The organism is Massilia psychrophila, from assembly GCF_002760665.1.
GTDB lineage: Bacteria > Pseudomonadota > Gammaproteobacteria > Burkholderiales > Burkholderiaceae_D > JAFCUW01.
This window is the reverse complement of record NZ_PDOB01000022.1, coordinates 40,606-65,092: the sequence shown is the minus strand read 5'-3', so window position 1 is coordinate 65,092 and position 24,487 is coordinate 40,606. Positions and strand designations below refer to the sequence as shown.

Annotated in this window: 20 protein-coding genes and 2 pseudogenes; 14 read left to right on the top strand and 8 right to left on the bottom strand. The window is 52.9% G+C overall.

Annotation, left to right across the window (positions count from 1 at the left end):
* The first annotated feature begins 67 nt into the window (after positions 1–67).
* The 7 genes from CR103_RS14095 to CR103_RS14075 all read left to right on the top strand — a co-directional run bounded on the left by CR103_RS14095 (position 68) and on the right by CR103_RS14075 (position 5,205).
* Entirely contained in the window at positions 68–1,195 is a 1,128-nt protein-coding gene (locus tag CR103_RS14095) for a competence protein CoiA (protein ID WP_180279400.1), read from the top strand.
* A gap of 526 nt (positions 1,196–1,721) precedes the next feature.
* Complete coding sequence (locus CR103_RS22150) at positions 1,722–1,979, top strand: hypothetical protein (RefSeq protein ID WP_143752623.1); 258 nt, start codon at positions 1,722–1,724, stop codon at positions 1,977–1,979.
* A gap of 140 nt (positions 1,980–2,119) precedes the next feature.
* Positions 2,120–2,776 carry a hypothetical protein gene (locus CR103_RS14090; RefSeq protein ID WP_143752622.1) on the top strand — a complete coding sequence of 219 codons (657 nt, stop codon included), beginning with the start codon at positions 2,120–2,122 and terminating at the stop codon, positions 2,774–2,776.
* A 271-nt stretch (positions 2,777–3,047) separates the two neighbouring features.
* The gene (locus CR103_RS14085; RefSeq protein WP_099916610.1) at positions 3,048–4,025 is read left to right on the top strand and encodes a hypothetical protein; all 978 of its coding nucleotides are present in this window, start codon (positions 3,048–3,050) and stop codon (positions 4,023–4,025) included.
* An 82-nt stretch (positions 4,026–4,107) separates the two neighbouring features.
* Positions 4,108–4,245: a hypothetical protein gene (locus CR103_RS22750; RefSeq protein ID WP_180279399.1), complete on the top strand. Its 138-nt coding sequence runs from the start codon at positions 4,108–4,110 to the stop codon at positions 4,243–4,245.
* Between the two features lie 192 nt (positions 4,246–4,437).
* Positions 4,438–4,659 carry a hypothetical protein gene (locus tag CR103_RS14080; RefSeq protein ID WP_099916609.1) on the top strand — a complete coding sequence of 74 codons (222 nt, stop codon included), beginning with the start codon at positions 4,438–4,440 and terminating at the stop codon, positions 4,657–4,659.
* A 108-nt stretch (positions 4,660–4,767) separates the two neighbouring features.
* Positions 4,768–5,205, top strand: a complete 438-nt coding sequence (locus CR103_RS14075; protein ID WP_099916608.1) for a hypothetical protein — start codon at positions 4,768–4,770, stop codon at positions 5,203–5,205.
* Positions 5,206–5,245: 40 nt separating this feature from the next.
* On the opposite strand, the gene CR103_RS14070 is transcribed toward CR103_RS14075, so the two are convergent.
* The 5 genes from CR103_RS14070 to CR103_RS14055 form a co-directional block, all read right to left on the bottom strand.
* The gene (locus CR103_RS14070) at positions 5,246–6,457 is read right to left on the bottom strand and encodes a hypothetical protein (RefSeq protein ID WP_218968488.1); all 1,212 of its coding nucleotides are present in this window, start codon (positions 6,455–6,457) and stop codon (positions 5,246–5,248) included.
* Positions 6,458–6,928: 471 nt separating this feature from the next.
* On the bottom strand, positions 6,929–8,257 hold the full coding sequence (locus CR103_RS14065) for a site-specific integrase (protein WP_229443061.1): 1,329 nt from the start codon (positions 8,255–8,257) through the stop codon (positions 6,929–6,931).
* Between the two features lie 338 nt (positions 8,258–8,595).
* A complete protein-coding gene (locus CR103_RS14060; protein ID WP_099916606.1) occupies positions 8,596–9,297 on the bottom strand; it encodes a hypothetical protein in 702 nt (233 codons plus the stop codon).
* A 59-nt stretch (positions 9,298–9,356) separates the two neighbouring features.
* Complete coding sequence (locus tag CR103_RS22145; protein ID WP_143752620.1) at positions 9,357–9,626, bottom strand: hypothetical protein; 270 nt, start codon at positions 9,624–9,626, stop codon at positions 9,357–9,359.
* A gap of 261 nt (positions 9,627–9,887) precedes the next feature.
* Positions 9,888–11,123: a PIN domain-containing protein gene (locus tag CR103_RS14055; RefSeq protein WP_099916605.1), complete on the bottom strand. Its 1,236-nt coding sequence runs from the start codon at positions 11,121–11,123 to the stop codon at positions 9,888–9,890.
* A 304-nt stretch (positions 11,124–11,427) separates the two neighbouring features.
* Here CR103_RS14055 and CR103_RS14050 point away from each other — a divergent pair, with 304 nt between their 5' ends.
* The 5 genes from CR103_RS14050 to CR103_RS14030 all read left to right on the top strand — a co-directional run bounded on the left by CR103_RS14050 (position 11,428) and on the right by CR103_RS14030 (position 17,251).
* Entirely contained in the window at positions 11,428–12,657 is a 1,230-nt protein-coding gene (locus tag CR103_RS14050) for an AAA family ATPase (RefSeq protein WP_099916604.1), read from the top strand.
* Between the two features lie 738 nt (positions 12,658–13,395).
* Entirely contained in the window at positions 13,396–14,106 is a 711-nt protein-coding gene (locus CR103_RS14045; protein WP_099916603.1) for a hypothetical protein, read from the top strand.
* Positions 14,107–14,178: 72 nt separating this feature from the next.
* Positions 14,179–15,279 (top strand): hypothetical protein, encoded by a 1,101-nt coding sequence (locus CR103_RS14040; RefSeq protein ID WP_099916602.1) that lies wholly within the window; start codon positions 14,179–14,181, stop codon positions 15,277–15,279.
* Between the two features lie 236 nt (positions 15,280–15,515).
* Positions 15,516–16,319: a DUF2971 domain-containing protein gene (locus CR103_RS14035; protein WP_099916601.1), complete on the top strand. Its 804-nt coding sequence runs from the start codon at positions 15,516–15,518 to the stop codon at positions 16,317–16,319.
* A gap of 194 nt (positions 16,320–16,513) precedes the next feature.
* Positions 16,514–17,251, top strand: coding sequence for a PEP-CTERM sorting domain-containing protein (locus CR103_RS14030; RefSeq protein WP_099916600.1), 738 nt, complete (start codon positions 16,514–16,516; stop codon positions 17,249–17,251).
* Between the two features lie 725 nt (positions 17,252–17,976).
* Here the strand turns inward: CR103_RS14030 and CR103_RS14025 are convergent.
* A pseudogene (locus tag CR103_RS14025) lies at positions 17,977–18,914 on the bottom strand (IS5 family transposase).
* 383 nt (positions 18,915–19,297) lie between these two features.
* The gene (locus CR103_RS14020; RefSeq protein WP_099916599.1) at positions 19,298–19,726 is read right to left on the bottom strand and encodes a P-loop nucleotide/nucleoside kinase family protein; all 429 of its coding nucleotides are present in this window, start codon (positions 19,724–19,726) and stop codon (positions 19,298–19,300) included.
* 736 nt (positions 19,727–20,462) lie between these two features.
* Between CR103_RS14020 and CR103_RS22140 the strand changes: the two genes are divergently transcribed.
* Both CR103_RS22140 and CR103_RS24150 read left to right on the top strand, forming a co-directional pair.
* The gene (locus CR103_RS22140; protein ID WP_143752618.1) at positions 20,463–20,831 is read left to right on the top strand and encodes a hypothetical protein; all 369 of its coding nucleotides are present in this window, start codon (positions 20,463–20,465) and stop codon (positions 20,829–20,831) included.
* 459 nt (positions 20,832–21,290) lie between these two features.
* Positions 21,291–21,896 (top strand): annotated as a pseudogene (locus CR103_RS24150) (LLM class flavin-dependent oxidoreductase); the annotation flags it as partial.
* A 685-nt stretch (positions 21,897–22,581) separates the two neighbouring features.
* On the opposite strand, the gene CR103_RS22135 reads toward CR103_RS24150, so the two are convergent.
* Positions 22,582–24,480, bottom strand: a complete 1,899-nt coding sequence (locus CR103_RS22135) for a hypothetical protein (protein ID WP_143752617.1) — start codon at positions 24,478–24,480, stop codon at positions 22,582–22,584.
* Positions 24,481–24,487: the final 7 nt, after the last annotated feature.

Sequence of the window (24,487 nt, the reverse complement as noted above, 5' to 3'; positions counted from 1 at the left end):
TCGACGGACGCAACTTATTTTGTCAACTATCCAGGTCGCGCTAAGCAACCGTCCGCTCAGGAAAAGTATGCCTCTCAAATGTTTTCTAGAAGATCAGCCCGTCTTTTCATTCGCAGTCGAGTCTAATGACGATTGGGAAGCTCTACGCGCGAGCAACGCGAAAAGTAAAAATCTTCGCATGCAATGTTGTGGCGCGGGGGTTACCCTTAAAACAAGCAAGCTAGGGACGAAGTATTTCGCGCACAAACAGCGAGGCCCCTGCGCCACGGCTCCTGAAACCGCGGAGCATCTTCTAGCCAAACGAATCATCGTTGACGGGATCAGGAGGACCGATTGGACCCCGCTTCCTGAGCAGTCCGGTGACTCCCCGGGCTTTGGCTCATGGGTCGCCGATGTTCTGGCCTCAAAGGATCCGACGAAAATCGCATTCGAGGTTCAATGGTCGCCGCAGACAGCAGCGGAAACCGCGCATCGCCAGGAACGATATAAGGCAGCTAAGGTTCGAGGCCTATGGCTATTTCATCAAGCCGATTTGCCGATCTCAAGAAGCACCCCAGCCTTCAACTTGTTTTTTGACGACCAAACGTCGCAATTTCGTGTTCGTTTGCCGTCGTCACGCTACGACCCAACCTGGTATAACGCACGACGCAAAAACGAAGCGGAAAACTGGCAACAGTCTATTGAGCTTTCCCGGTTCGTCGAAGGGGCGCTGACCCGGCGCCTAAAATTTGCTCCAGCGCTCGGCGCTGAGCTACCGGTCGAGATCTATTCGGCGGCCACCGATTGCTGGCGATGCAAAAAGGAGACCCGCGTCGTGATGAACATCGTTTTCGCAGCGGCGCGAAAATTCCAGGGGCACTCTAATATTTCAGTCAGCATTTATAAACTTAGCGACAGCTTAGCTGACGGAGACCAGGTAATCGACTCGCTGCTCCCGAGCGATTTATTGCGAAAGCATGGCATTGGTCCGGTCAAGCGTCGATCCAGTAAAACTGAAGGCCGATCCTACATGTCAAACGGCTGCGTTCATTGCGACGCCCTGCAAGGTAGATTTTTCGAACACGAGTTGGCCTACACCGACGAGTTGACTTTCGAAACTCAATTTACTTTCGGAACGCTCTGGGGAGAAGAGCTCGAAGGAGTGTCAAGCGAAGTGAACCGTTGGTGGTTTGATGACTCTGAGCGGTCACGGTAGAAGACCGATTCGAAGTGCTGCCAGCAACTCATCGCGGACGCAGCTGTGTGGCAACTGCAGCGCTGCAGCGCGGAGCCAAAAACTTTCGCCGTTTTTCTAACCCTAGAATGCAAAACCCAACACCCGGCGGTCGCTGAGGCGACCGCTTGTCGGGCCACTTCCGCTGCAGTGCGCTGCAGTCGGATATAGCGCATATCGCGCATATCCTTCATGCGACTACGCTAAGCAAGCTAAAGCACTGCGCCTTCGGCCTTGCGCTGTGCGCTAGTGCTCTTAATGCTACAAAACACTGCTTGGTTGCGGGAGAGGGATTTGTTGGCGTTTCCGCACGCCTATCAATGCCGAGTTGGCCCCTTGATTCTCTAGGCCGGTTTACGAGAGCGTGTTCATAAGCCACTGCGATAGCCCCGCGCAGCAGTGACGACTGCGGCGCGTTTTTTTCGCATCCCGCTCGTCCGGCCGCGGCGTCCCGCGCGCCATGGCCGAGGATCCAAGAAAAACGCAACCAAACCAACCCGGAGACAACATGGCTAGCATCATAAAAAGAGAGCGAAAAAACAAAGAGCCCGCCTGGCAAGTGCAAATTCGCCTGCCCAACTGCAAATCCGTAATGAAGACCTTTGACACCGAAGAGACCCCCAGTTTGGCCGATCGGTTCGCCCGCTTGGGCGCCTCGCTTCGCAAAGCGAACGGCCAATTGGCGAACGCTGTCGCGAAGCTGCGTTTAGGGCGGTCCCACGGTGCCGGCCGTGAGCCTGAACAATCGCAAGAGCTCCATCGTTAACACGCACAGACCCCTGAGGCCCGAAGATGAAAGCAAAAAACTCGACGAAGCGAACCTCGCAAACGACAGACATTTGGAGCGCGAGAGCGGTCGCGATCAGCCTATCCACTGCTCGCCGAGCTGCTCTCAAGGCGTTCGCCATGAATCGCGACGACGGCATGACGCCGGCTCAGGCTCTCTACGCGCTGATTGACCAGGCGGCAGCGACACCAGCTGAGCCAACGGAAACCGCACTCACCGAACTCACATTGAGATTGCAGGGGCTTGAAATGAGAGAGCTCGATAACTCGGACACCTTGGTCAGATGCGCGGAATCGTTGGAGGCCCTCACTGCCGCGATGATGCAACTTCAAGAGCTGATATCAGCGTCGACCTCCTCCAAGTCAACGCCTCGGCGCCACCAAACAACGACGCAGGACGCGCAGAGCGCACCCGCGGTGTGGGCGAGCAGCGTGGCCTTGGTTATCGGCTGTCCGGCAGCTACGGAATTGGTTTTGGCGCTCCGCTTAAAGGAGAGAGCAGCGGATGGCATGAGCACGATCCGCCTGTCCTTCGACGCGCGTGTTATTGCAGTAAACCGACGCTCGGAACCAAGGCTGTCGGCTATTCCGCTCCCCTCGCTTACCCTGGCAGGAATCCCCATAAACAGCGCTCTCGGCCAAAGCGTGGACGCGACGCCAGCAACCGACCTCGCTTTGTTCTGCTCCCTCGGCCAACCTGGGAAATGGTCCACCGCCATCCGCGCGAAAAAAACCGACGGCTCATTTGGACCGCTGCTCTCCGAAGCGCGACTTTGATTTACGGCGCCCAGCCCCGGACCATTGACACAAATGGCCCGTCTGAGGCGCCTCATACCGACAATGCGTCAGGTGTATAACGAAAAGAAGCGCAAGGAACCGCAGAGTGTCTCGCTGCCGCGGCGGACGAAAAACGGCGGATCAAGGCCGCCTTACGCACCAATGCTAGGTGAAAAAAATGCCCACGTCTGGACAAAATTCAAGCGGGGGCCCAAGATATCTCGACTACGGTCCAGTCTCACTTTTCGCTTTCATTTAACAGGATAATTTTGTGACGGATTCGTTTGACTCCCTTTTTAACAAGACCTTTAACGCTGGCATACCTGGATCGCAGTTTCTCAACGCGTGCGTCGGAACTAACGGCCACGTGGACAAGCGCAGCTATAGCTTGGGGTTTGCGGAGGCCGTCGATATCCTCATGCATACCGTTACGGAGGATCAGGGTGGGACCATTGACGCCCTGATCTATCCCATCTGTTTCTGCGCTCGCCACCAGCTTGAGCTGTTCATCAAGGAACAAATCGACGCGATCTCTCCTATTCGATCAGCGCTGCCGCAGAAGACCCTGACATCAACCCATGACATCAACCATCTCTGGGCTGAGCTAGTTTCGGTGGCGACGGCGACAGACCGCCGATTCAGCAACAAGCTGGACGCCCTTAAGGAATTTGTAAGCGATTTTGGAGACATTGACCCAACTGGCCAAACGTTTCGCTACCCAGACAACGCGGAGAGTGAACGGCATCTTGTCAGGACTCCAGTCATCAATATACTGACTCTCCGGGATCGATTCGCAGCGATGCGAGCCTTAATTGAAGAGTTCGAGCTCTTCACCGATAGCATCGTTGGCGAGTATCGTCGTGGCACCCTGACCTCGAAGTTGTCGCGCCCGGAAATTGAGGAAATCGCGCGCGCTCTGCCCGCCCGAGCTGAATGGGGCTCCGAAGAGTTCTTCCGCGCTAAGGACGAGGCTCGGGCTCGTCACAGGCTAAGTAGCAACGATTTCGGAAAGGCGGCTGAGGTTATTCAGTCCCATCCTTATTTCTGCTCACTCATTGGCATGAAAAAAGAGTTGCGCGGACTGAGCTCAGCATCCATCGGAAAACTCGCAAATTTTATGGGGGGGAAGTTCACCGCTGACAGACCTGCAAAAAGAAGAGCTGGTCGCGTTCGAAACGCTGCGCATTGTCGCGTATCCCAATTACTATCCAGAGGATTACGAGGCCCTGTACAGCGGGGAGCTATCTGACTTCGATGCCTACCATTACAGCAGCATCTGCGTTCCACGATGGGCGCGTCAAATTCAAGCCTTAGAGACAGGTTTGCGAAAGATGGGCCAGCCCGAGCTTGCGCAGATTTTGCTGGACATTGTTGATCCAGCGCCGATGTTGGCCGAAATTGAGGCCAACAGCCTTTTGCTAAAAAAATCTTTACGCATGGCAATGCATGATATCAAAGGCGCGAAATGACGCCTGTAACCGTTTCGGGCATGCCTGAGAAATCTCCCAGTCAGCATCAGAATGTTGCTACCATCAACAACGCCGCATTTTGGAACGCCGAGAGCGTCCTAGTTTAGCGTAATGCAATTTTTTATAGCGCCGGCAGTCGCTGCGCAGTGTCTCAGCAATAGCTGATCATTTGGCCCGCACGGGAAGCTCTTAATGACCTATCACGAATCCGATGACGCAGCGATCGATATGATCATAAATTATCCGCTGCGCCGCGAGTGGGTGGACGCCGCGTCGCGCGCCGACCTCAACACGCTCAGCAAACTAAAAATTGTGGGGACTGGAGCGATAGACGACTCTTTTTTTGAAACGGACGAGGGACGCGCGCAGCTAGCGCGCGCCAGGAGTCGCACACGGCCGCTCACGCCCATTTGATCACGCCCATTTGATAGCGTGGCGGCCTACGGATACGCGTCTCCGTCTAGCAGTCCCGTAGCCCACCAAAAAATTCCGTTTTTTGGCCTGTCGCCGCTGGAAGTAGCCGTGCGCACCAACAACGTGGAGTCGATTTTTTCTATCGCCGAGATGTTGAAAGAGCCCGGAAAGCAGCTCGTAACAATTAATGACCTGCGCAGGCATACGACCGACGAACTAGAGGGCGAGGTGCTCGGCGACATTTTCTTCGATGCGTGGGCGCTGGGGAATCATGCGGCTTATCAAGCGCTGATCGACAGGGGGTGGTCCGAAGACCATTTTTTGGAAAGCGTAGCCACTTTAGTTGTGGGCAAAAGCCATGGCCGCAGTCGACCTGAAACAGTCGCGTCCCGCCGTCTTTTTAACAAGGAATTTTCCGAAATATATGGGTTGCTGGGAGTGGACGAGTCAATCGCCAAACGGCCGTGCGCCAGCGTCATAGATTTCGCCCAGTTCAAGGCGGACCTAAAACGCGCGAGCAAACAACCGGTGCCGGTCACCGATTAGGCCGATTACTCAGCCTTCATGATTTCTTAGATTGCTTGGCTTACGGGTGAGAATCGTCGGACTGCTCCGGGACGCCTCTCGCCGGACGGGCAAATTTCTTAACCATCCGAAGTCTCGCAATTTGCTCGTCGATGCTTTTAATGTCTGTCGTAGTAGACATAAAATCCCACCACTGTTGACGGTTGTCGAATTTGAAATGATTAGATACGACAAAAACTATAAGGTTCTCAATGAACCCGACCAAAACAAAATTCTTGAGCGCGACTCTTGGAGGTTTCGCTCCGGCATGGACATGCGAGTTTCGCGCTGACCGCAAGGCCTTCAACTGGGCCACTACGACTTCCTGATTGCTGTAGAAGAACGCAATTCGCTTGATGATATTTTTGGCATCATCGGCGCCAGTAAGTAATTCAAGACACAGCCAAAATCTAACAAGCTTCGCGTCCGCGTCACGAGTATCCAGAGCAGTTGTGTAAGCGGCGATAAATTTTGTGCAAAACTGGCTGAACTCCGGGGATGAATTCGTCATCTTGCGCAGAAAGCGGCGGACCCCATCGTCCGCCGCCGCAAAATTTTCGCCTTCTATAGCCGGGTCTTTATTGATCGTCTCCTCAAACCAATGAGCATTTTGGATCGGCCCTCCCTCCGCTGTATGAACAGTGTGTATGTTCCCCAGTTTTAGTTGGGGCTCGGCCGGATACCTGTGAGCCAACGTAGGCCCGGCGAATTGGTTTATCGTCTTGGACACGTGCAATTGAATGAGTCCGCGATACACCGCTAGAGCTTCCATCGCCATCTCGAACGCTGTGTAATCGTTCACCGCTGTAACTGTCACTTCCACGAACAAATACCCGTCGTTCTCAACATTGATCCCAACGCTGTTTTCCACTTTCAGGAGAGCAGCGCGCGCGCTTCGAAATTTCCGCGGCAACGTCTTATGGAATCGAATCGCGCATTGGTTGACGGTTCGGCCCCGAGGCACTGCATCTTTTAGGTTCACAGATGTGATCACAACGAAGGTTGACTTTTTGGCGAGCAGTGCGCCGCACCGCTTGTCGAACTTCAGCAATAATTTTTTGGGGTCTGAAAACGAGTCGCTTTCGCGGAAAAGATCTCTCACAGCAGATTCGAATTCGCGGTAAAGCGTCTCTTCATCAATGGTGTAGCTGTGATCTAGGAGACCGAACAATGCGTCAGCGTAAAACTCGTAATCGCCAACAGCTATCGAGACACGTCCATTCGTCAGCGACATTGACAACGCCATTTCAGCCATTAGATCGCGGGCTAGATTTTCGCATTTTGCCCCATCCACGGACCAGCAACTCGGCATGAGATTTCCTTGTAAGAACGAGTTTTAGAAGGCAGATCATAGCAATCGATGCCAATGAATGAAATAGCCAACGTTGATCTGATGTCACTCGCGGGATCATCGCAGATTTACTAGCTGTCCGATGCGAATGGCGCCCGCTAATTTTGCCTGTTGGAGAAGTTCTCTTGACATGCGGTGCGTCTATCGCGATTTTGAAGCGCAAACGGAGACCGCCATTCAAGCTTTCCTATACCTTTGACCAGCGGCCGCGCCGTCCGAGAGAGCGTGAGTGACCAAGCGGTAAATTGACTCAGGATTATATCCGTCGCCGCATGAGCGGCCTAGTCGCCGGAGCTTCTTGACGTAGTTTATTTCCCAGGGCTGAATGGGGCGACGCTGGGTAGAGAGCCCGTTTCACTTCGCACGCTTCACCGCATCAGGCGCCATGTTCGCGTAGCGTGAAGTCGTTTGACCATCCTTGTGGCCGACCACAGAGCGCAACTGCTCCTCTGTTTCAATCGCGCCCGCACTGATCATGTTCCCTTGGCCGATGCGATCAATGGAGCGTTTTTGCAAATTCGAGACGCTCCGTGCGCCGATCATGTCGGCGATAGCCACTGGCGAGGCCGTGATATCTTTCAGGACACGAGAAATGAACGAGCGGCGGGTGTCGTGCATGTGGATATCCTGCAAACCGGCTCGCTCCAGCACGCGGCGAAAATTGGTTTTAAACCCTTCGATCTTGTAATGAAACACTCGCTCATCCACCATTGGGATTGATCTCAGCGCGGCAACTGCCTCCGGCAGCAGAATCACTAGCCGATCATCATCTGCTTTGGTCTGATCAGGGTCCAAGTTAATCACCCCGCGATCGAGATCGATCTGCGACCACATAAGCCCAAGCACTTCGGCGCGGCGCATACCGGTCGAGAGCGCCACGGCAAAAACCAACGGCATTTCGATGTTGCGGCACGAGCGCAGCTCGTTTAGCAACGCCTCCTCCTCGGCGTCCGTGATGATGCGCCGCCGGCGCCACTCCCCGCCCTTGACCAGAGTTTTGTCCGCTAGCGCGAATGGGTTGTGGCCGTTGAGCTTCTTCCAAGCTTTGTTGTCCGTGTAGCGCAGCTTGTTCACCACCGATTGCAAAGCGTAGACCTCGCGCTTCACCGTGCTTTTCGCCCGACCGAGCTTGAGCCGCTCGTTGATGTATTCGGTGGTGGACTGCTCCGTCAGCTCGTCGATATAGAACTCGCCGATCGGTTTTCGCGCGAAGCCCTTTGACATCTCCCGAAGGCCTGCGAGCGGACCGGAGGGCTCAATGAATCCCGGTTTGATGTAAGAGATTTCGATCGACCGACAATGATTCAGGCGCGCGTCGGCGGCTTTCGCTGTCTGCTGAACCTTGTCGACACCGCAGTTAATCCCCGGAGTCACGTAGGCTCGAAGATAGGTGTCGATCGCGTGATTAAGCGTGCAGCGCCCCTCCGTCACAAACTCGGCGGCGAGCCGCTCCATCTCCGAGACCATGAGGGTAGCGCGATCTTTGCCTTGGGCGATCAACAGCCTGCCCTGCGGCGTCTTGGTGTCTTCTAGGAATAATTTGGCTCTTTCGAGCTCGTCTTGGCCAAACGACCGATCGACGATGAAATCGCCGCGCTCGACGCGCACGCGATAGCGGATGGAGCGGGACTTGTCGGCGTTTTTCCAGTCAATGACTCGAATGCCGCGCGGGATGGACGCCATGGTGGGCCTCAATTTGGTGGAATCGTTCGTCGAATTCCCCTATTTTTCACCGCGGTGTCGGCTTCCGCCGACGCCTTAAAATCGCCGCTCGCTACATCAAGCTATTGATTTTAAAGCTGAATTTTGGTGGGAGTGCAAGTTTCGAACTTGCGACATTACCTCAACAGAACATGACAGCACACTCAGCGTATGGAGTATGCCCGGCATACCTCATTGAACGTGATCTACGGTGCGCTGAAGTGCGCTGCCAAACTGCCAATTTGCTGCCAAATTACGGTCAAAACTTGGAAACGCCTCAGAGCGTCTAACAAGACCTGGAGAGGCTCGGTGCGATACGGTTAATTTTGAATCGATCGCACAAACCCGTTCTCCAGATAGATATAGCTGTTACTACCGTAGACCCACTGTTCGTGCACACCGTAACTTCCCGTTGAGCGATTGATCTTGTCGGGCTTTCCCCAGTTTGAGGCGCGCACCTGGCCGGGCGTCATCCCGATCGACACCCCGCCCCGTGCTTTCCACGCTGTCGCTGCAGCAGTGGCCTTGGTCCGCATAGTCTTTTCAGCAAGGCGAACGTCCTCAGGTGAGGCCGTCAGAATGTATTCTATGAAATCATATCGTGGCTTGCCGGGAGTATAGATATCGGCGAAGAGGTCGTTTTTCTTGGAGCCATCGTCGAACGAATTGGATTCAGCTAGATACGCTCGCTTCCCATCGGGAAACTCTATCAAAACGTAATGATATATTTTGTACTCATCTGGAGCAAATCCGACAACCTTGAAGGTTGATGGCTCGGTCAGTACAAACTCTGCATCGGAGCCGCCCTTCAGACCCTCCCGAAACGTCAGCCTGCTGCTGGCTTTGGGATTAGGAACAACCCAAAACTGAGCGTTGAGGAGCGCAGCGCGCGCGGCGTCGACTTTTACTTCCTCACTCGACTTTCGAGCCGCTTCTGATTCGACTACTGAAGCATATTGTGCGTTTGCGCTTGAGTTAGCAAGCAGGAGCGTCACAGTGAAAATAACAGAACGAAGAATCATTTTATATCCTAGATTTGCATAGTCTCAGTAGTTTAAAGGGGGAAAGGTGCGTTGTCTATTTAATACTTTAATTTCCCGGCCAGTGTATGCCGGAGGTTTCTTCGGAGAGCAGAAGCTTCGGCATCGAACATCTTCGGCAGCGAAGTCTGCGGCAGCCAACACCCCCTCGGCATCGGAAAATACCCGTAATCGAACGTCTCGACCTCTTCCGGCGGCATGCGGCCTCGCGGCCGTAGGTGTGCGACATCAAAGGTCATCGAGATCGAAAAACCACGACATCGCAGCATCGACATCGCAGCATCGACATCGAAGGGTTTCGAAACCGACATTCGCTGCTTGGCACGTACTCGGACGTTTCGACCTCGTCAGGGGGCCGCGGGCTTCGTGGCCGTAGGTGTGCGGCACCGAAGAGCATGGGCATCAAAAGGGCCGGTTTTGAAGGGCGCCGGCTTTGAAGGGTTTCGCAACCGAAATTCACTGCTGTAGGCTCCTCTGGCGCTAGCGGTTTCGTTATTACATGCCCATTCAATTCGTATGGCATTCCCAGCGCATTTCAGCGTACGAGGCGGCCAAGCGTGCCTTCCTGATTGTCATCTATGATTGCTTGAAGTGTGCTGCCAAGCTGCAATATTTATTGGACTTTCGTCTTCGCGATTACTCGAAGACATCCAGTCGGGTTCGATCTCGCCGACTTGCATGTCAACTGTGTCAATTTCTGCATCCATCGTGATATCGTTGAACGCGCCATTCGCAATCGGAAGAATCAAAATGATGTCAAATTCAAAAGCGGCTGTGAGTTCCATTTTTCCAGATCCCATACTCAGGTACTCGCGATCTAACGAATCCCACTTCCGGAAATTGAAGTGAGCCACAAACCGCACATCAGCTTGGGTCCTGAAAGTAACCGTGATATTTTCTGCAGTCAACTCCGTTAACTTTATGTCTTCCAGATGGGTAGGAAAGAGGATGTTCGACACCTCCTCGACCTCTATTTCGTCCTGCTCATACTGGAATTGCGAATCTGCGTCGAGACGGATGTGTTCGTACCACTCGATGTCTTCGACGAACTCCGTCATTGCAGCGTGAAGGTAACGTCCTGGGTCCTGCAACTCATCATGGACCCTACGAAGCATGGTCTTAACCACTTCATCGGGCGTCTGCAAGAGTTCCAAGGCCGTAGCTAAGTCACTCACGAGGTGAAGCAATTCTGATTTGCTACAGAAATTCTTCCAGTCCTTGTCCTTGGATACGACAATCAAATTTCGCCCAGTCTTACTGGCCCAAGCCTCAAGAGTTTGCAGCGCAATCGCGTCCGGGAACTCGCTCTTCTTCACGTTGCTTTCTTCGAAGGGCGGCTTTCGCTGAAAGTACATTTCGAGCAAGTCGTCCATCGGAACGTGATCCTTGGCCAACAAAATTTCCGCGTCAGATTCGTCTAAAAATTCGCTGAACTGCCCTTTTGCAATCTCCTCCAAACTCGGGCGTTCTTTAAGAATCGACAACAACTCTTGAACGTGGGATTTTTCCAACCCCAACGACTCCCACGCCACCAGCAAGTCAGGCGAGAACTTCGCCTTCGCCGACTTCAATTGGTCAACGAGATGGCTATTCATCTCCTTCAGCACTACGTCCGAAATCACTAGCGTCGCAGGGTGCCTGCCGAACTGCGTCAACTGCGAAAACATCCCCTTGGTCAGTGTCCGCCCTTTTTCGTCGAAAATCGAAGTGTCGACGGTTATCGTGTTTAGCATGCCCTTATCGAGCAGCTCTTTAATCCTCGACACGTCTTCATCCGGACTAGGTTTCGCGTTCTTTGTGTCTGACATATGGCTAATTTGAGGGTTAAAGAGTACGTAGTGTACCCCGAAGAAGTATCAAACTGTCAACCATTCTTCCGCGAGGCTCCTCTGCGGTAGCAGTGCATCGACGCGTCTGCTGCGGCGCCCCGTCCGTTGGTCCCTCTGGGAAAATCGAGTGAACCCCGCTTGTAAACCATCAGAACTTCTGGTATTATTTCAGCAATAGAAACGACATTATGGCGAGGCCGGCAGCAATTTCGGGCGGTAAGCGGTCGTGTGAGTAAGTGGCTTTCGCGTAATTACGCGCGATCGATCAAACTGAAAGCGCAATATGTCATTTCATTACTCTACTCCCGATGAAAAAAAAAGCGATCTAAAGTCGGGATTCTTACTTTACGACTCGTTGCTTCTCACTCCATTTGCATTCGCAAAAGAAATCGCAGCTAAAGAAAAATTAGCGCTCGCTATGAAGAAAGTGAAAGCGCTTATCGCTTCTGCGGGTCCGGCGGTTGATCCACACGATCCAGACAACTGGGAACCCGCACTAGATGACGGAGGCCTTTCAAAAGCTGTATCGGCGTACCCATTCCCGCTTCCGCCCTCTCCAATTTCCGAGTTTATTCAGATTTATGAGCAAGAAGCAGTACATCATCGCTATAGCAGAATCGAATCGCTAACAGGTGATCGCGACGAACGGACCAAGATAAAAGAGCGCCTCAATACCTTGCGTCACAATGGTGAGTATCGGCGCTTGGCAAAGATCCCTACTTCTTGGCGCTCTACGCTGAACTCGCTCGAAATTGATCACCCAAATTTCACGCCGGTGATTGAATATTTGCGTGGTGTATTTGCGATTGCCGAGCGTTGCGATGGTGTACCAGTCTTTGGAAACATTATTATCGATGGTCCGCCCGGCTGTGGAAAAACGTATTTTTCCAAGAAGCTCGCGCAGTGTCTGGGCACCGAATTTCACGCGCTTCACCTCGAAACAATGCAGACTGCTGGAGAAATTGTCGGCGACTCAGACAGTTATCGCAGCTCAGCGCCAGGAGCCTTATACAACGCGATGGTCGATGGCAAGTTTGCTAATCCGGTCGTTCTGATGGACGAAATCTGCAAAATGGGTGGCGATGAGCGGTTCCGCCCTCAAACTGCGCTCTATCGAATATTTGAAAGAGAAACTGCGAAAACTTTTTCGGACTGCTCCGAACCGTGGCTCACGCTCGATTTAAGTCATGTGCTTTTTCTTTGCACATCTAATAATTACGATGCAGTTGACCCCGCGATCCGCAGCCGCTTAAAGCGATTTACCGTCGGCATGCCGATCGACCCGACGCAAATTATTCGAAATATTTTCCAGCAGTTACAGCGCGAGCGCTCAACTGCATTCGCCGACGTAACGCTTGCGCAGTCTGCTGTTGACGTGCTCGTTACGCAGTCGCCGCGGCGTATCCGTCAACTGCTGGAAGACGGAATCGGTGCTGCACTCTATCGCGAGCGTACGCACGTCATCGGCTCAGATATCGATGTCGAATCGGTGCGGAGGCCGATGGGCTTTTGAAGACATCGCAACTTCCGGGAAGATCCGTGCCGAATAGGCGACACTGGCGAACGGCCGAGGGGCGCCGGATGCAGCTTCGGCGCTGTCAATTGCGACAGCGGAGGTGAAACGCAAGTGTGCGTGAGAGAGTTTTTTAGTAGCCATTGCATCACTTTATGCAATAGCAAAACGCCGGGTAATGTGCCGCGCATCACGCGCTGCGAATTCTCACCAAATTAGATTTTGGATCGATGGAGTAGGCTGTGGTAGACCGGTAGGACAAGTGCCGTGGGCAGGAACAAAAACTAGGTGGGCGGGATCCTAAGAGCGCCTAACCAACCTCTGCTTGCCATCAGTGCAACATGCGTAATACACTAAGCTCTGGCGAACGGCGCATACGGCCCACACCCGAGTGTTCACTAAAGGCTAGCGTGCACCTGATATGTTGCAATATAAACTTATTAACTCGCTTAAAAGCGCTTTGCCCGGGTGCAAAATTAAATATGTCCCGTATTAAGGGAAAATGCACATTGCAATCATTTAACTCAAATATATTCGAAACACTAAGCGCATATGACTCTGTCGAATCGATTAAATCGCAGTGCTATGTGGGGACATACTAACAGTATCGTCACCTTGGTTGCATGTATCTTGTCGGGTTGCTCCAACGATTCGTCGTTAGGAAACAAGACCTCAAAAAAGTCTAACAGTGCGTCCACTGCTATTGCTCCGACTACGAAAAGCCCTCTTGAACTACCAGTGGGCACAATCGGGGCAGAAAAGATGGTTGCATACGCGCAAGCGGCGTCGATCCCACCTAAGGACGATCAATTTACCAAACGCTTCGATGATAAACCTTTGCTCGGCCGTTTGTTCAAGGTCACTGTGCCCTATGATAAATATAATAACTCGCTGCATTATAGCTACGATACCGAACATGAAAAGCTCAAGATTTGGGCGAAATTAGACTCAACTTATCATCGAAGCCATGAGCTCGATCCTAAACTAGACTTTCTGATTCTGCAGCATACAGGTATTTACGGTGCGGCTCAACCGATGTCTAACGCATACGGACTGACTAAAGCGGTCACACCAGTGCAGCATACTATCGTTGGACTTGGCAACAAGCGCGCTACTTATGTCGGGTTATTTCAAAAAGACAAATATTCATCGAAGGATTACATCTTTTACAAGAACCTGACGAAAGAAATATCGATAAGTCCTGAAGAGGCGCGCGTGGCTGTTATCGGCCTAGAAATGGATATTGAGGGTGTAATTGTCGCGGGTGAAAATAAACATCCGATTGTCTGCAAAAATACGAAAGAGAAAGCTAAGATTGATTATCTCTATGAGGAGACGTGGGATGAGTGCGTTATACTTGTAAAACTCACGAAAATCGCATTTCATTCACCGAAGCTCGGATCGATCGCCGAGTGGAAGGTGCCAGCAACTAAAACTGGTGGGCAATGAAAGGAATAATGCGATAATCTTGGCTGTAACATCCCATGTTCCCGTCCCGAAATTTACTGGACTTCCCCACTCATGACGCAAAAACCACCGTTTGCTGACGAAATTCGAAAAACCGGTTTTGTATTGGAAAACCGGATAGCGCAGCAGCTGAAATCTGCCGGCTGGACCGTCATTAGCAATAAATACTACGTTGACGATTCGGAGGAAACAGTTCGTGAAATCGATTTGGTCGCGTATCGATGCACAAAGGTGCAGCATTTCGACGTCTACACCACGTTAATCATCAGCTGCAAAAAGAGCGATGCCAACGCCTGGGCGTTGCTCGCTCGGGAAATCAATCTTAAAGATCCGAACTCGGACTGGTGGCCACTGCATGCTTGGTCAAACGACAGAGCGCTAACCTACAAACTATCTGAGCCTGCAAAGGCAAACCGGTACCATAAGCGCGTCAGCGAACTCGGGGTGAAAGAGGCCCTCAATGACCCGAGTGTTGAGGTCTTCGCTTACCAGGAAATGGACAAGGTCTCGGGGCGCCCGCAGAACGATAAGCCAATTTTTAGCGCAGTCACCTCCTTGATGAAAGCGCAGGCGTACGAACTGGCGGCTTTACCCGGACGAAAAAAGTCTCCCAGCGTCTACCAGTTCAACCTCTTATCGGTGGTGGACACCGATCTTGTTCGGCTTATGTTTTCGGACGACGAAATTGTGGCATCAAGCCTTGAAACTGAACACTACCTAGCTGGCTACATTGTGCGAAAGCGCGAAACGTTCTCGCGAATCAGGTTCATTCGAGCGGACAGGTTTAAAAGCGTATTAGAAGATTACGGGCGACTTCATACAGCTAACTGCACCTGGTTCGCGGAGGAAACTGATTCATTTTATGACGGGCTGGTTAAGGACTCAAAGCGCACCCAAGTGCTGGCAGAGGATTTTAAGAAGAAGGTTCAATACGACATTGCAGTGCGCGTGGCTCGAAACTATTCTGAAATTGGCCCGGTCACTGTAAACTGGGATGCGAACGGCGACGAAGTGTGGGTTGGGGTGCTGTTTGAAGAAAACGACATAGACAAGCTAAACAGTGACGAAAGGCTCAAGAAGACGGTTGCGAAGGCGTTGAAGGATGTGTATCGATACGAGGGCAAATTTACCTTTGGAGAAGACCTCCCCTTCTAAGTTTCGACTCGTGGCTTTTTACCGCTGCCGTAGACTCCTCGACGCCGAAACGTTTTGGTCGCCAGCAACGTTTGATACCGAAGATTTTCGGATGCGTCCAGTGCGTCGTCATCGAAATCCATCCGCGTACTAAGGTGCTAACCGGAATCGTGTGCCAAGCCTGTTCGCACGCGCCCGAATGACCGGCATCGATGATTTTTCGTTGATCAAAGCGTCGTCGCACCAAGGACTTACCTATGACGGAAAAATGCCCAACCGAGTTCTACCGTTACCGAAGCCTTAGCTCCGGCGCGTCTGAGTACGTCGAGCGCACTATCTGCCACAACGAACTTTATTTCGCTCCCCCGCGTAGCTTCAATGATCCGTTTGACTGCAGGCCGTGCTTTTCCTTCGAAGGTACAGCGAGGGAGATGGATTCTTACTATCAGCGGTTATACAGAGGCCATCTTCCGGAACTAAATCGAGCAGAACGTCGGAAGGAAGCGCGATCGACGCGCCGGGACAAGGGTCGCAACCCTACTGGACTGGAGGCCGAGTTGCGGATGCAGGAGCTGCATACTGAAGAAATTACGAACAATATCGGGGTGCTTTGTCTGTCAGCGAATCGCGACGACATACTGATGTGGTCTCACTATGCCGACTCGCACCGTGGAATTTGCCTAGAGTTCGACGGTTACTACGAGTTCTTCGCGAACGCGCTTGAAGTTCAATATCAGCCGTCGCGGCCAACAATCAATCCATTCAAGCAAACCAGAACTGAAATGATGAATGCCGCGTTGCTCAGTAAGTCTGAGCACTGGAAATATGAAGAAGAGTGGCGAGCGATACAATACAACGGCGGGCCAGGCGTATATCGGTTTCCCCCGAAGGCACTCACCGGAATTATTCTTGGTGCACAGATTTCCGAACCGGACAGAGCGAAATTGCACGGCTGGGTAACGCAAAGGACGGATTCTCTTCGTTTATACCAATCAACCCCAAGCAAAACTACGTTCAGTTTGCACGTTGAAGAAATCGACCTCGGAGCGCTCTTGTTGTGATGATTTCTTCAACGGAAAAGGTCAAGGTTGAAACGTCGCCAGACATGAGTCGATAGACGTTCCATAAATGTCGGAAATTCTTACACTATTTGGAATCAGGACGTTACGTTTTTTGCAAGCATTTGAAAACAAACGACTATCTTGATCCGGCATGATAATTGCTTATAAGGAATTTTCTTCGCGAAAGCAATTTTATGTCCGTACCCGCAAACATCCGGTTAATTTTCGTAGCAACTGCCTTGCTTTGCGGGACAGCCGAGGCCTCGCTCTTTACGATACGCTCCTCTGGCACGATCGAACGAGGTTTCGATGGTCTTGGCATCTTCGGAACCGCTGGTGAGAATCTTGCCGGTTCTAACTTCGTTTTCACATATAGCTGGGACACGACAAACGTCACACGTTTTGGCAGCGACTACAACTATACGTTCGCAGACGGGATCGCAAAAATTGCATTTAGCGCGTCAATAAATGGGGCAACGTACTCGAGCTTCATCGACGCAGGACATCCGAACAATGACGCAGGCATCTACAACTATGTCACCACCAGAGGCCCAAATCGCGCCGGTAGTGATCAGGTTTACACCTTCATATTTGGCCTGGATAGATCTGGCTACAAGGTTAATTCGCAACAGATCGTGTACTCCTATTACAACGCGTTTGTCGGGCCGGTACCAAACTTTAGTGCGGCATTCCAGTACGCACCCAAACCGGAGGACACCGCCATCAGTTTCTTGAACATCTCTGAAGCGACCGGTGACGAGCCAAATAACTCATATTTTTACACCAAGCCCCGTCTTTTCGAAATCAATTCGGTGAGCGCCGATGTCCCAGAACCCGGGGTGTTGTCGATGTTCCTGCTCGGACTGTTCACGTTGGGCAGATTCGTTCGGAGGCGAAAGCACGCCGGACCTCGGGCCATTTTGCCGCTCTAAACCTGCGCTGCCGGAAGGACTTCGATGCCGGCCAGCCCCGGCACCGCCACGACGGTACCGCAGTAGTACGTCCCCGCTGTCTGCCCGAATCAAGACGGCGCCTGAAGATTTCAATCGCGGATTCTTCGATGCCGAAATAGAAACGGACGGCATCCGGCATGCTGTTCTAAAGCTGTTTGTAGTTCATTTCTTTATCCCAAAAGTGAGTTGATGCCGCTGCCACGACGACTGCGGCGCCGAACTTCTTCGCAAGCGACTAACGCCACGAAGCGCGCTTCATCGGACTCATGTTGTGGTGCTTTCTACCTATAGCTGTCCAGGTCGCCATGATTTTCGCCTTCCTAACGAGCACGTGACCAACGTTGCCAACGACGACATTAGTGCCAACACCATCGCTGACATCGTCCCATGTCGCCCCGAAAACCTAAGTCGTCATGTATGCATTGATCACTTGCCGATCACCGCTCCATGCCCCGCCTATGTTTTGCATACGAAAAGCGGATGAATTGGGTGATACGCGGTCTCAAGATGATCAAGAACTGGCACCGGCGCTAGCGTATCGGCCCGTTCAGGAGGGACGTCCATACCATCTGAACAATTGACGATTTCGGTGCAAATTGTGCAACCAGAAACGTCGTGTTTTTCAGCAGCCGGGCTCCTCAATTTCAAACTGTTTGACAGGCGACTTTTGCCATTTTTGATGCATTTTCCCCGCGCTCTCGTCCTCAGGACGGAGCTCGGGTTTCAGTGACTCTAAATTGCGCTCCGGTCAGCACCAGATTCGCGACTCTGAACAGCGTGAACAGTTGCGCGGTGTTCTTCGCCAAGCCGCGGTAGCGTGCTTGGCGATGACCGAAGAGGTTCTTCACCACATGGAACGGATGCTCCACTGTCGCCCGAACGCTGGCCTTCAGGTGCTCCAGCTTTTCCGTCGTGCGCCCGAGCTTGTTGTTGGGCAGCGCCTTGCGTTTGGTGCGCTTCATCGCGACGTGCCAGGTCACGCTTTTCCCAAGATTTTCGCTGCCTTCTTCGACGCCCCGGTAGCCTGCGTCACCCATTGCCGCAACGTCATCGCGGTGCAACAGCGCATGGGCTTGCGTAACATCCGACATGTTGCCGGCCGTGCCGATCAAGGTGTGCACGAGGCCCGACGCCGCGTCCACACCAATGTGCCCTTTGAGCGCGAAGTGCCAGTCGTTGCCTTTCTTAGACTAGTGCATTTCCGGATCGCGTTTGCCGTCTTTGTTTTTGGTCGATGGCGATGCCGCTATCAACGTGGCATCGACGATGGTCCCTTCGCGCATCATCAAACCCTGCGCTGGCAGATGCCCGGTGATGGTGTCGAAGATCTTGCGTGTCAGCTCGTGTGTCTCGAGCAGCCGGCGATATTTCAACAGCGTCGTCGCATCCGGCGCCGACTCCAGATTCAGGTCGATACCAACGAAACCACGAATCGCCTGATTGTCGTAGATTGCATCCTCGAGCCTTCGTCAGAGAGGCCAAAGCACTGTTGGGCAACGTACATGCGCAACACGCGCGCCAGTCCGATCAGCGGGCTGCCAGCGCCTTCGACCTTCGGATAGAACAGTGCAATGAGGTCATGCAATTGCGACCACGGCGTGACACTGTCGATCTTCGCGAGGAAGCGGTCGCGCCGTGTCAGCTTCTTCTTGGCGGCGTATTCGAGGTCGGAAAAGCGCTTCTACATAATCAACTGGACGGTGGTCGGGATGCCATTATTGTCTCAGGTCGCGCCAGCGAACCGAACTGGTCCCGAAAGAATAATTCAGCACTTCCCTAGGTCAATGCTTCGACCGGTGCAAAAGACAAGCAATACCTGGGCGCCAACGCGACTTACATCGTCGGCACTGACACCTTCAAAGCAAAGACGACGTACAGCCTTTCTTTCGCTGGAAAAATCCATTTTGCGCCAGTTCTAGAAAGAAAAATACTAACAATTATGTATTCTCTGTTTAGCTCTGGTATGCGGATGGAAAACGTCGGATCAAGAGAACTCACCGCTAACCTATTATCACAAAATCGATCCTAATGTGTGGCAACTTGACTTTGAAAATCAGCGTGTTGATTCGATTTCATTTCTATCAAAATAGATTCCCACTTGAGCTTCATAGCATCAATTTTATCTTGAGGCACTCCATGAACATTCTGCCATTGGCCGACACATTCAATGATTTCGAAGGGATATCCAAGATTGATGTAACGTTGCAATTCCCATAAGCGAACAAAGGTGTTCGATACCACAACATCTTGGCCCTTCATCAGTGCGTTTCTTGCTGCAGCTAGACACAGTTCGTGTGATGCACTTACTCTCTTCAAATCATAGAAGTAAAATCCGTCAACTTGTAGAAACTTATCGGCTTCGAAATGGCTGTGTGAAACCATCTGTTTCGCCATTGTCGTTTTTCCGCTCCCAGGTAACCCGCGAATCAAGATAATTTTTGGTTGTTTGTACATTTATTTTCTTTTGCAGTTGCATACATTATGACACGTTCCAGATGTGTGCCCGGCACCGATATATAATATCTTGGCCCTTCCAATTAACAATAAATAGAATAAATCGGATGATAGAGCAAAAATGATATCCGTGCAATAAAAGTATTTATGCGGAATATATTTGATTGTTTAGTGAATATACGCTATTCCATTTTGCGGCTGATTATTGCGTAGTCGATCCGTTGATTGCACCTTCCTCGAGTCCGCTTTCAATCGTCGCCGGCTCTTTCCCAAAAAAAAGCGGGCCGCAACGCGTGCGTCCATTCGGCTCTAGATACGGGCTCAAAATAAATCGTGAATGTCTAGGGCATCGGAGGGCCGCTGCCGCGCAGTCCCCACATTCGCAGTGCTCGTACTGTGCCAAACGAAGCGCCGTCTACCCCGGCCGGCAGAACCGCGCGCATCTCACAATCGGCTCAAGTGCTGGTTCGGGCCGCGCCGGTGCTATCCGTAAAATGTCCCGTGCTTGGGGATTGCCGTGGTCCGGCAGTCTGAGAAAATTTAGTCAACAGTGGCGTGGCCCGGCGCAAAGACTATTTTTCCGTCAATGCAAAAAATTGACTTCTCCGCCCCTAGCGACGTGTTGGCTGATGGAGACTATGGTAACTTATAGAAATAGAGGCGATGTGGGCGGCTGGCGATGATCCCACCGAGAAATAAGCGCAAATTGAGTTTACTTCGAAAAGGGGCATTGAATATGAGAAAAATAGAAAAAGCAAGTAGCCTGCCAAATGGCCCACAACGCCCACCGAGCTCAGTAATTCGCTGCAAAGACGAGGAGTTAAGTTCCACGATTTCGACGCTGGTTTCAATATTTCAACAGCTTGCAAGGCAGCTCCTGGACCCTACGAACGCTATCGAATCAGCCGTACGCCCCGGCTTGGAATCACTTCAACAGCTTAACAGTTCTATAAGCCGACACCTTACCACCGAGCGACCTGAACGCGCGAAAGCGATGGCGATCGCTCTGGAGCCGACGATGCTGGCACTGGAAGATTTGAGCACGTCGCTTGCGTCGATTGACTTAAGGCTCAAAGCAATCGAGTCCTCTTTTGCGGCAAGATAAACGTCACGATACCGACTTGTTAGGCCCTCGGCGACTTGAGACTATGAACCCGATTCTAGGAAAGCCAAAAGCCAGGGGCTGACTTAGTTGTCATTGAAGTTCGCCGATGCTTGAAAGCTTAGGGGAAGGTGTGGCTCGCAATAGCGACGGCAAAACATAACATTATTCTTATAATGTCGGTTATCTTTAGTTGGAGGTGCGCTGTTTTTCTTGAGCTGTGTGTGACGACATATGGCGGCCGTAAGCCTTCTCGGGTGATGTTGCGTGAAGCCAGCTTTACCCGCTGGGTCGCTAAGCTAGGCCTATCCCAGCCGGTGCCGAGCTGCCGCAATCGGATGATGGAGGGGAGGCTTCGATTGGATTTGCTGAGGTGCCCTACTCGCCCGGCCCCGGCCTAATCACGAACATACTCTCCCAGCCTGGCAACGTCATGCTTACCCTTGCCGCCTTGGCGGTGGCACCGAACGCATCGGCCTGCTCGCCACCAGCTCCACCACGTTTAACGAGCCCTACAACCTCGCCAGGCAGTTCAAGGCCCTCGATATCATGAGCCACGGTCGAGCGGGCTGGAATGCTGTCACATCGAGCGGCGAGGAGGTCGCGGCGAACTACGGCATGCGACTTCCGTCCAGTCCGGCACGCTACGGCCGGGCGCATAAGACTGTCCAGCTTGTGCACGCTCTGTGGGTCAGTTGGGGGCTAGATGTTTGGGGGCGCGACCAGGCGACTGGACAGTTTGCGAAGGGGGATCAGATCGCACCGATCAACCGGGGCGGCAAGTTCGTCGCTTCGCGTGGGCAGCTCTACATCCCTCCGTCCGAGCAAGGTCAGCCCGTCATCTTCCACGCCGGTGGAGGCCCTAATGCTTTGACCTGGCTGGCCGCTACGCCAGCGCTGTTATCGGTGCGGCCTTCAACGATCGAAGACGCTCGCGCGCAACGCGCCGCGTTCCGGGATGCTACCGAACGAGCTGGTCGCAACCCAGACGAGATCAAGTTCATTATCGGCCTGAGACGACGATCACGAGCGACAAGCGATCGGCACTTGATCGGCGGATCGCGCTGACTGAACGCACCTTTATGCTCCGGGTAGCGTATTTGGAGCAGATGCTCGGCGTGCGGCTTGATCTGGCCGGGCTCGACAAGCTTCTGTCACACGAGTAGCTGGCCGTCGCCCGTCCATCGCCGCACGATCCTCGCTCGGCTCATACTCTGAAGATCGCGCGTGCGATGGACACTGCGCGATGTGTTGGCCCATGGCGTGATCGACTATCATCCGGTGATCGCGGGCCCCGCTGTCGTTGCCGCCGATCATATGCAGGAATGATTCGACGCAGGCGCTGCTAATGGCTTCTGGGTGTCTTCCGACGTTTATGAAGACGGAATCGACGCCTTTGTCGACGGCGTGGTTCCCATCTTGCAGGCACGCGAACTCTTCCACCAAAATTACGACGGCACCACCTACGCAAGCGGTGTAAGGCGAGGCAGGTAATGCGCCGTAGAGCTTTCACCGACCCGTCTGCATGCGACGCGTACTCCCGAGGCCGCCTTGTATGTAGCGCACGTGAGCAGTCGTCGATGTCGGACTGTGAATGCAGCGCCTGATGACATTTTGTCCCTCATAAATGACTACGTTGGCTGTACATTTCCAAGCGCCCGAAAGACCTCCTGAGCGGCGCACACATGATGCTTGCGTCGACAATGCTGACTGTCGAACGACCCCGGACCCGAGCCTTACGTCGGACCGCGGATCAGGTCCGGGCGTCGGCGTTCGCCCTGGCTCTCTGCGCAACGGCTTCGGCCTCTTTTACTTTGGCGTCGGCATCAATGGCACACCTCATCGCCCTTGTTGCCTCGGTTTGACAGTCGGCAGAGGCCTTGGAGAACTTGGCGGCGTTCGCGCCCTTACCCCAGTCGGCAAGAATCTTGCTCGCGTCCCTAGCCCTCGCTTCGGCTGCTTTTGCCGCGCTCATGGCAGCGTCCGCTGCGCCGCGGGCTGTACTTGCCAGTGACAAAGCGGCTTGTGCCTCATTAACGGCATCTGCTTTTGTGGGAGCAGCGTCTGCCTTGCCGCCCGTTGCCTTGGCTTCCTCCGCCTTTGCGGTCGCTTGGCTGGCTGCAGTATCGGCTTTGTCTGCATCCATTTTTGCTTTTGGGGCGATGGTCTCCGAAGCCTGCAACGCAGACTGGACAGTTTCAGCACTTGGCGTGTCGCCAGCGTATTTTTTGCCCAGGTAGGCTGCTTGCCCTAATCCGAAAATGGCAAGCAAGGTAGCGTCGACGTCAGGCATAGTTATTTCACGACGAAATTCGATGTGCTCCATGAATTCCACCACACCGACTGCATAGACGACGACGGCCAAAATAGTGATCACCACCATCTGGTAGTCGCCCAGATCTACCCGGTCGCCTTTGCTGGTGACCAGGTTTTTTACTGCTGGCTCGTCTGCTCTGGTTCTTGCCACTTCGCCCTTCGAGGCGGCATCTTCAATCTGGCTGTTTGTTATCGCTTTTGCGCCGGCATACGTCAGCACGCTGATTCCGGAAAGAAGTAGCAGATTAGGCGGAATATCGACCCCGCCAATGTAATTCCACCCGGCGGCGTTCATTCGGTGGAAGACGATCGCTATGTAACCGCTGATAACGAGCCAAAACCACAGAGCGGCTTGGAATTTCGATGTGCTATACCGGTTGTCCTCGCCCAGGATTAAGGTTGTGGGCTTCCCTATAAAAATGAAGGCTATCAAAAGAAGGGACGCGGCTGCCGCAAGGAGGGAGGCCCATCTGTAAATACGGTCTACCGGAATGCTTTGCCATTCCAGGGCTTGCACGACATTAGCAGCGCCATCTTTTCCCTTACTGTACGTTACATTGATTCCATCCCCACGACGTAGTGCGGCGACAACCGGTTCGAACTTGGCGCCAGTTAGCAAGGACACATTGATGTTAGGCGAAAGCTGTATTCTTTCTTCGCTTCTTGATTTCTCTGCATCGGCCTGTGTCGTCGTCACCCCGTCCTTTTTTCGCCCTGTATCTGCCGAGGGCTTTGGAGCACCTGTCGTGGAGCTATTTGCTGTCGCCGCGTCGGAGTCATTTGCCGGCCTTTTAGCGTGATCCTCAGGACGCTGTGTCCTTACGATCACCCATGATTTATCATCAGATACTTCTTCGACTGTCCCGCTAATCGTGTCGCCAATTACCTTAAGGTCATACTTCGGATTATCCGGGGTCGAGTCCCCTGCCATGGCGCTCTCTACCAGTTGGCCTGCTTCAAATCGTTTGCGTGTAGGAATAATGATGGCGCTTTGCGGGCTCTTCGCATCTGCGACAGCGGCGGCCTTTGCTGCCGTAGCAGCATCGGGTGCTGGTAATGGCGAGGGCGATAAAGATGGCGGTAGCGTTGCGGGAGGTGCTGCTGGTACAGACAGGTCTTGAAATTTGAACTCAACCGTCTCCCCTTCCAGGGTTTTTACATAAACTGTACTGCCCAAGCTTGGGCTGACGCTTTTGCTCGGATCTGCAGACGTACGTACTATTTTGCTGACGATTCCTGTAATTTTGTTGTCGTTATTAGGGGCTTGCGCAGCAACGAAGCTAGCCGACCCAGCCAACGACATGATCAAGCCCAGGTTTCGCAGCATGATGTGCACGATGATC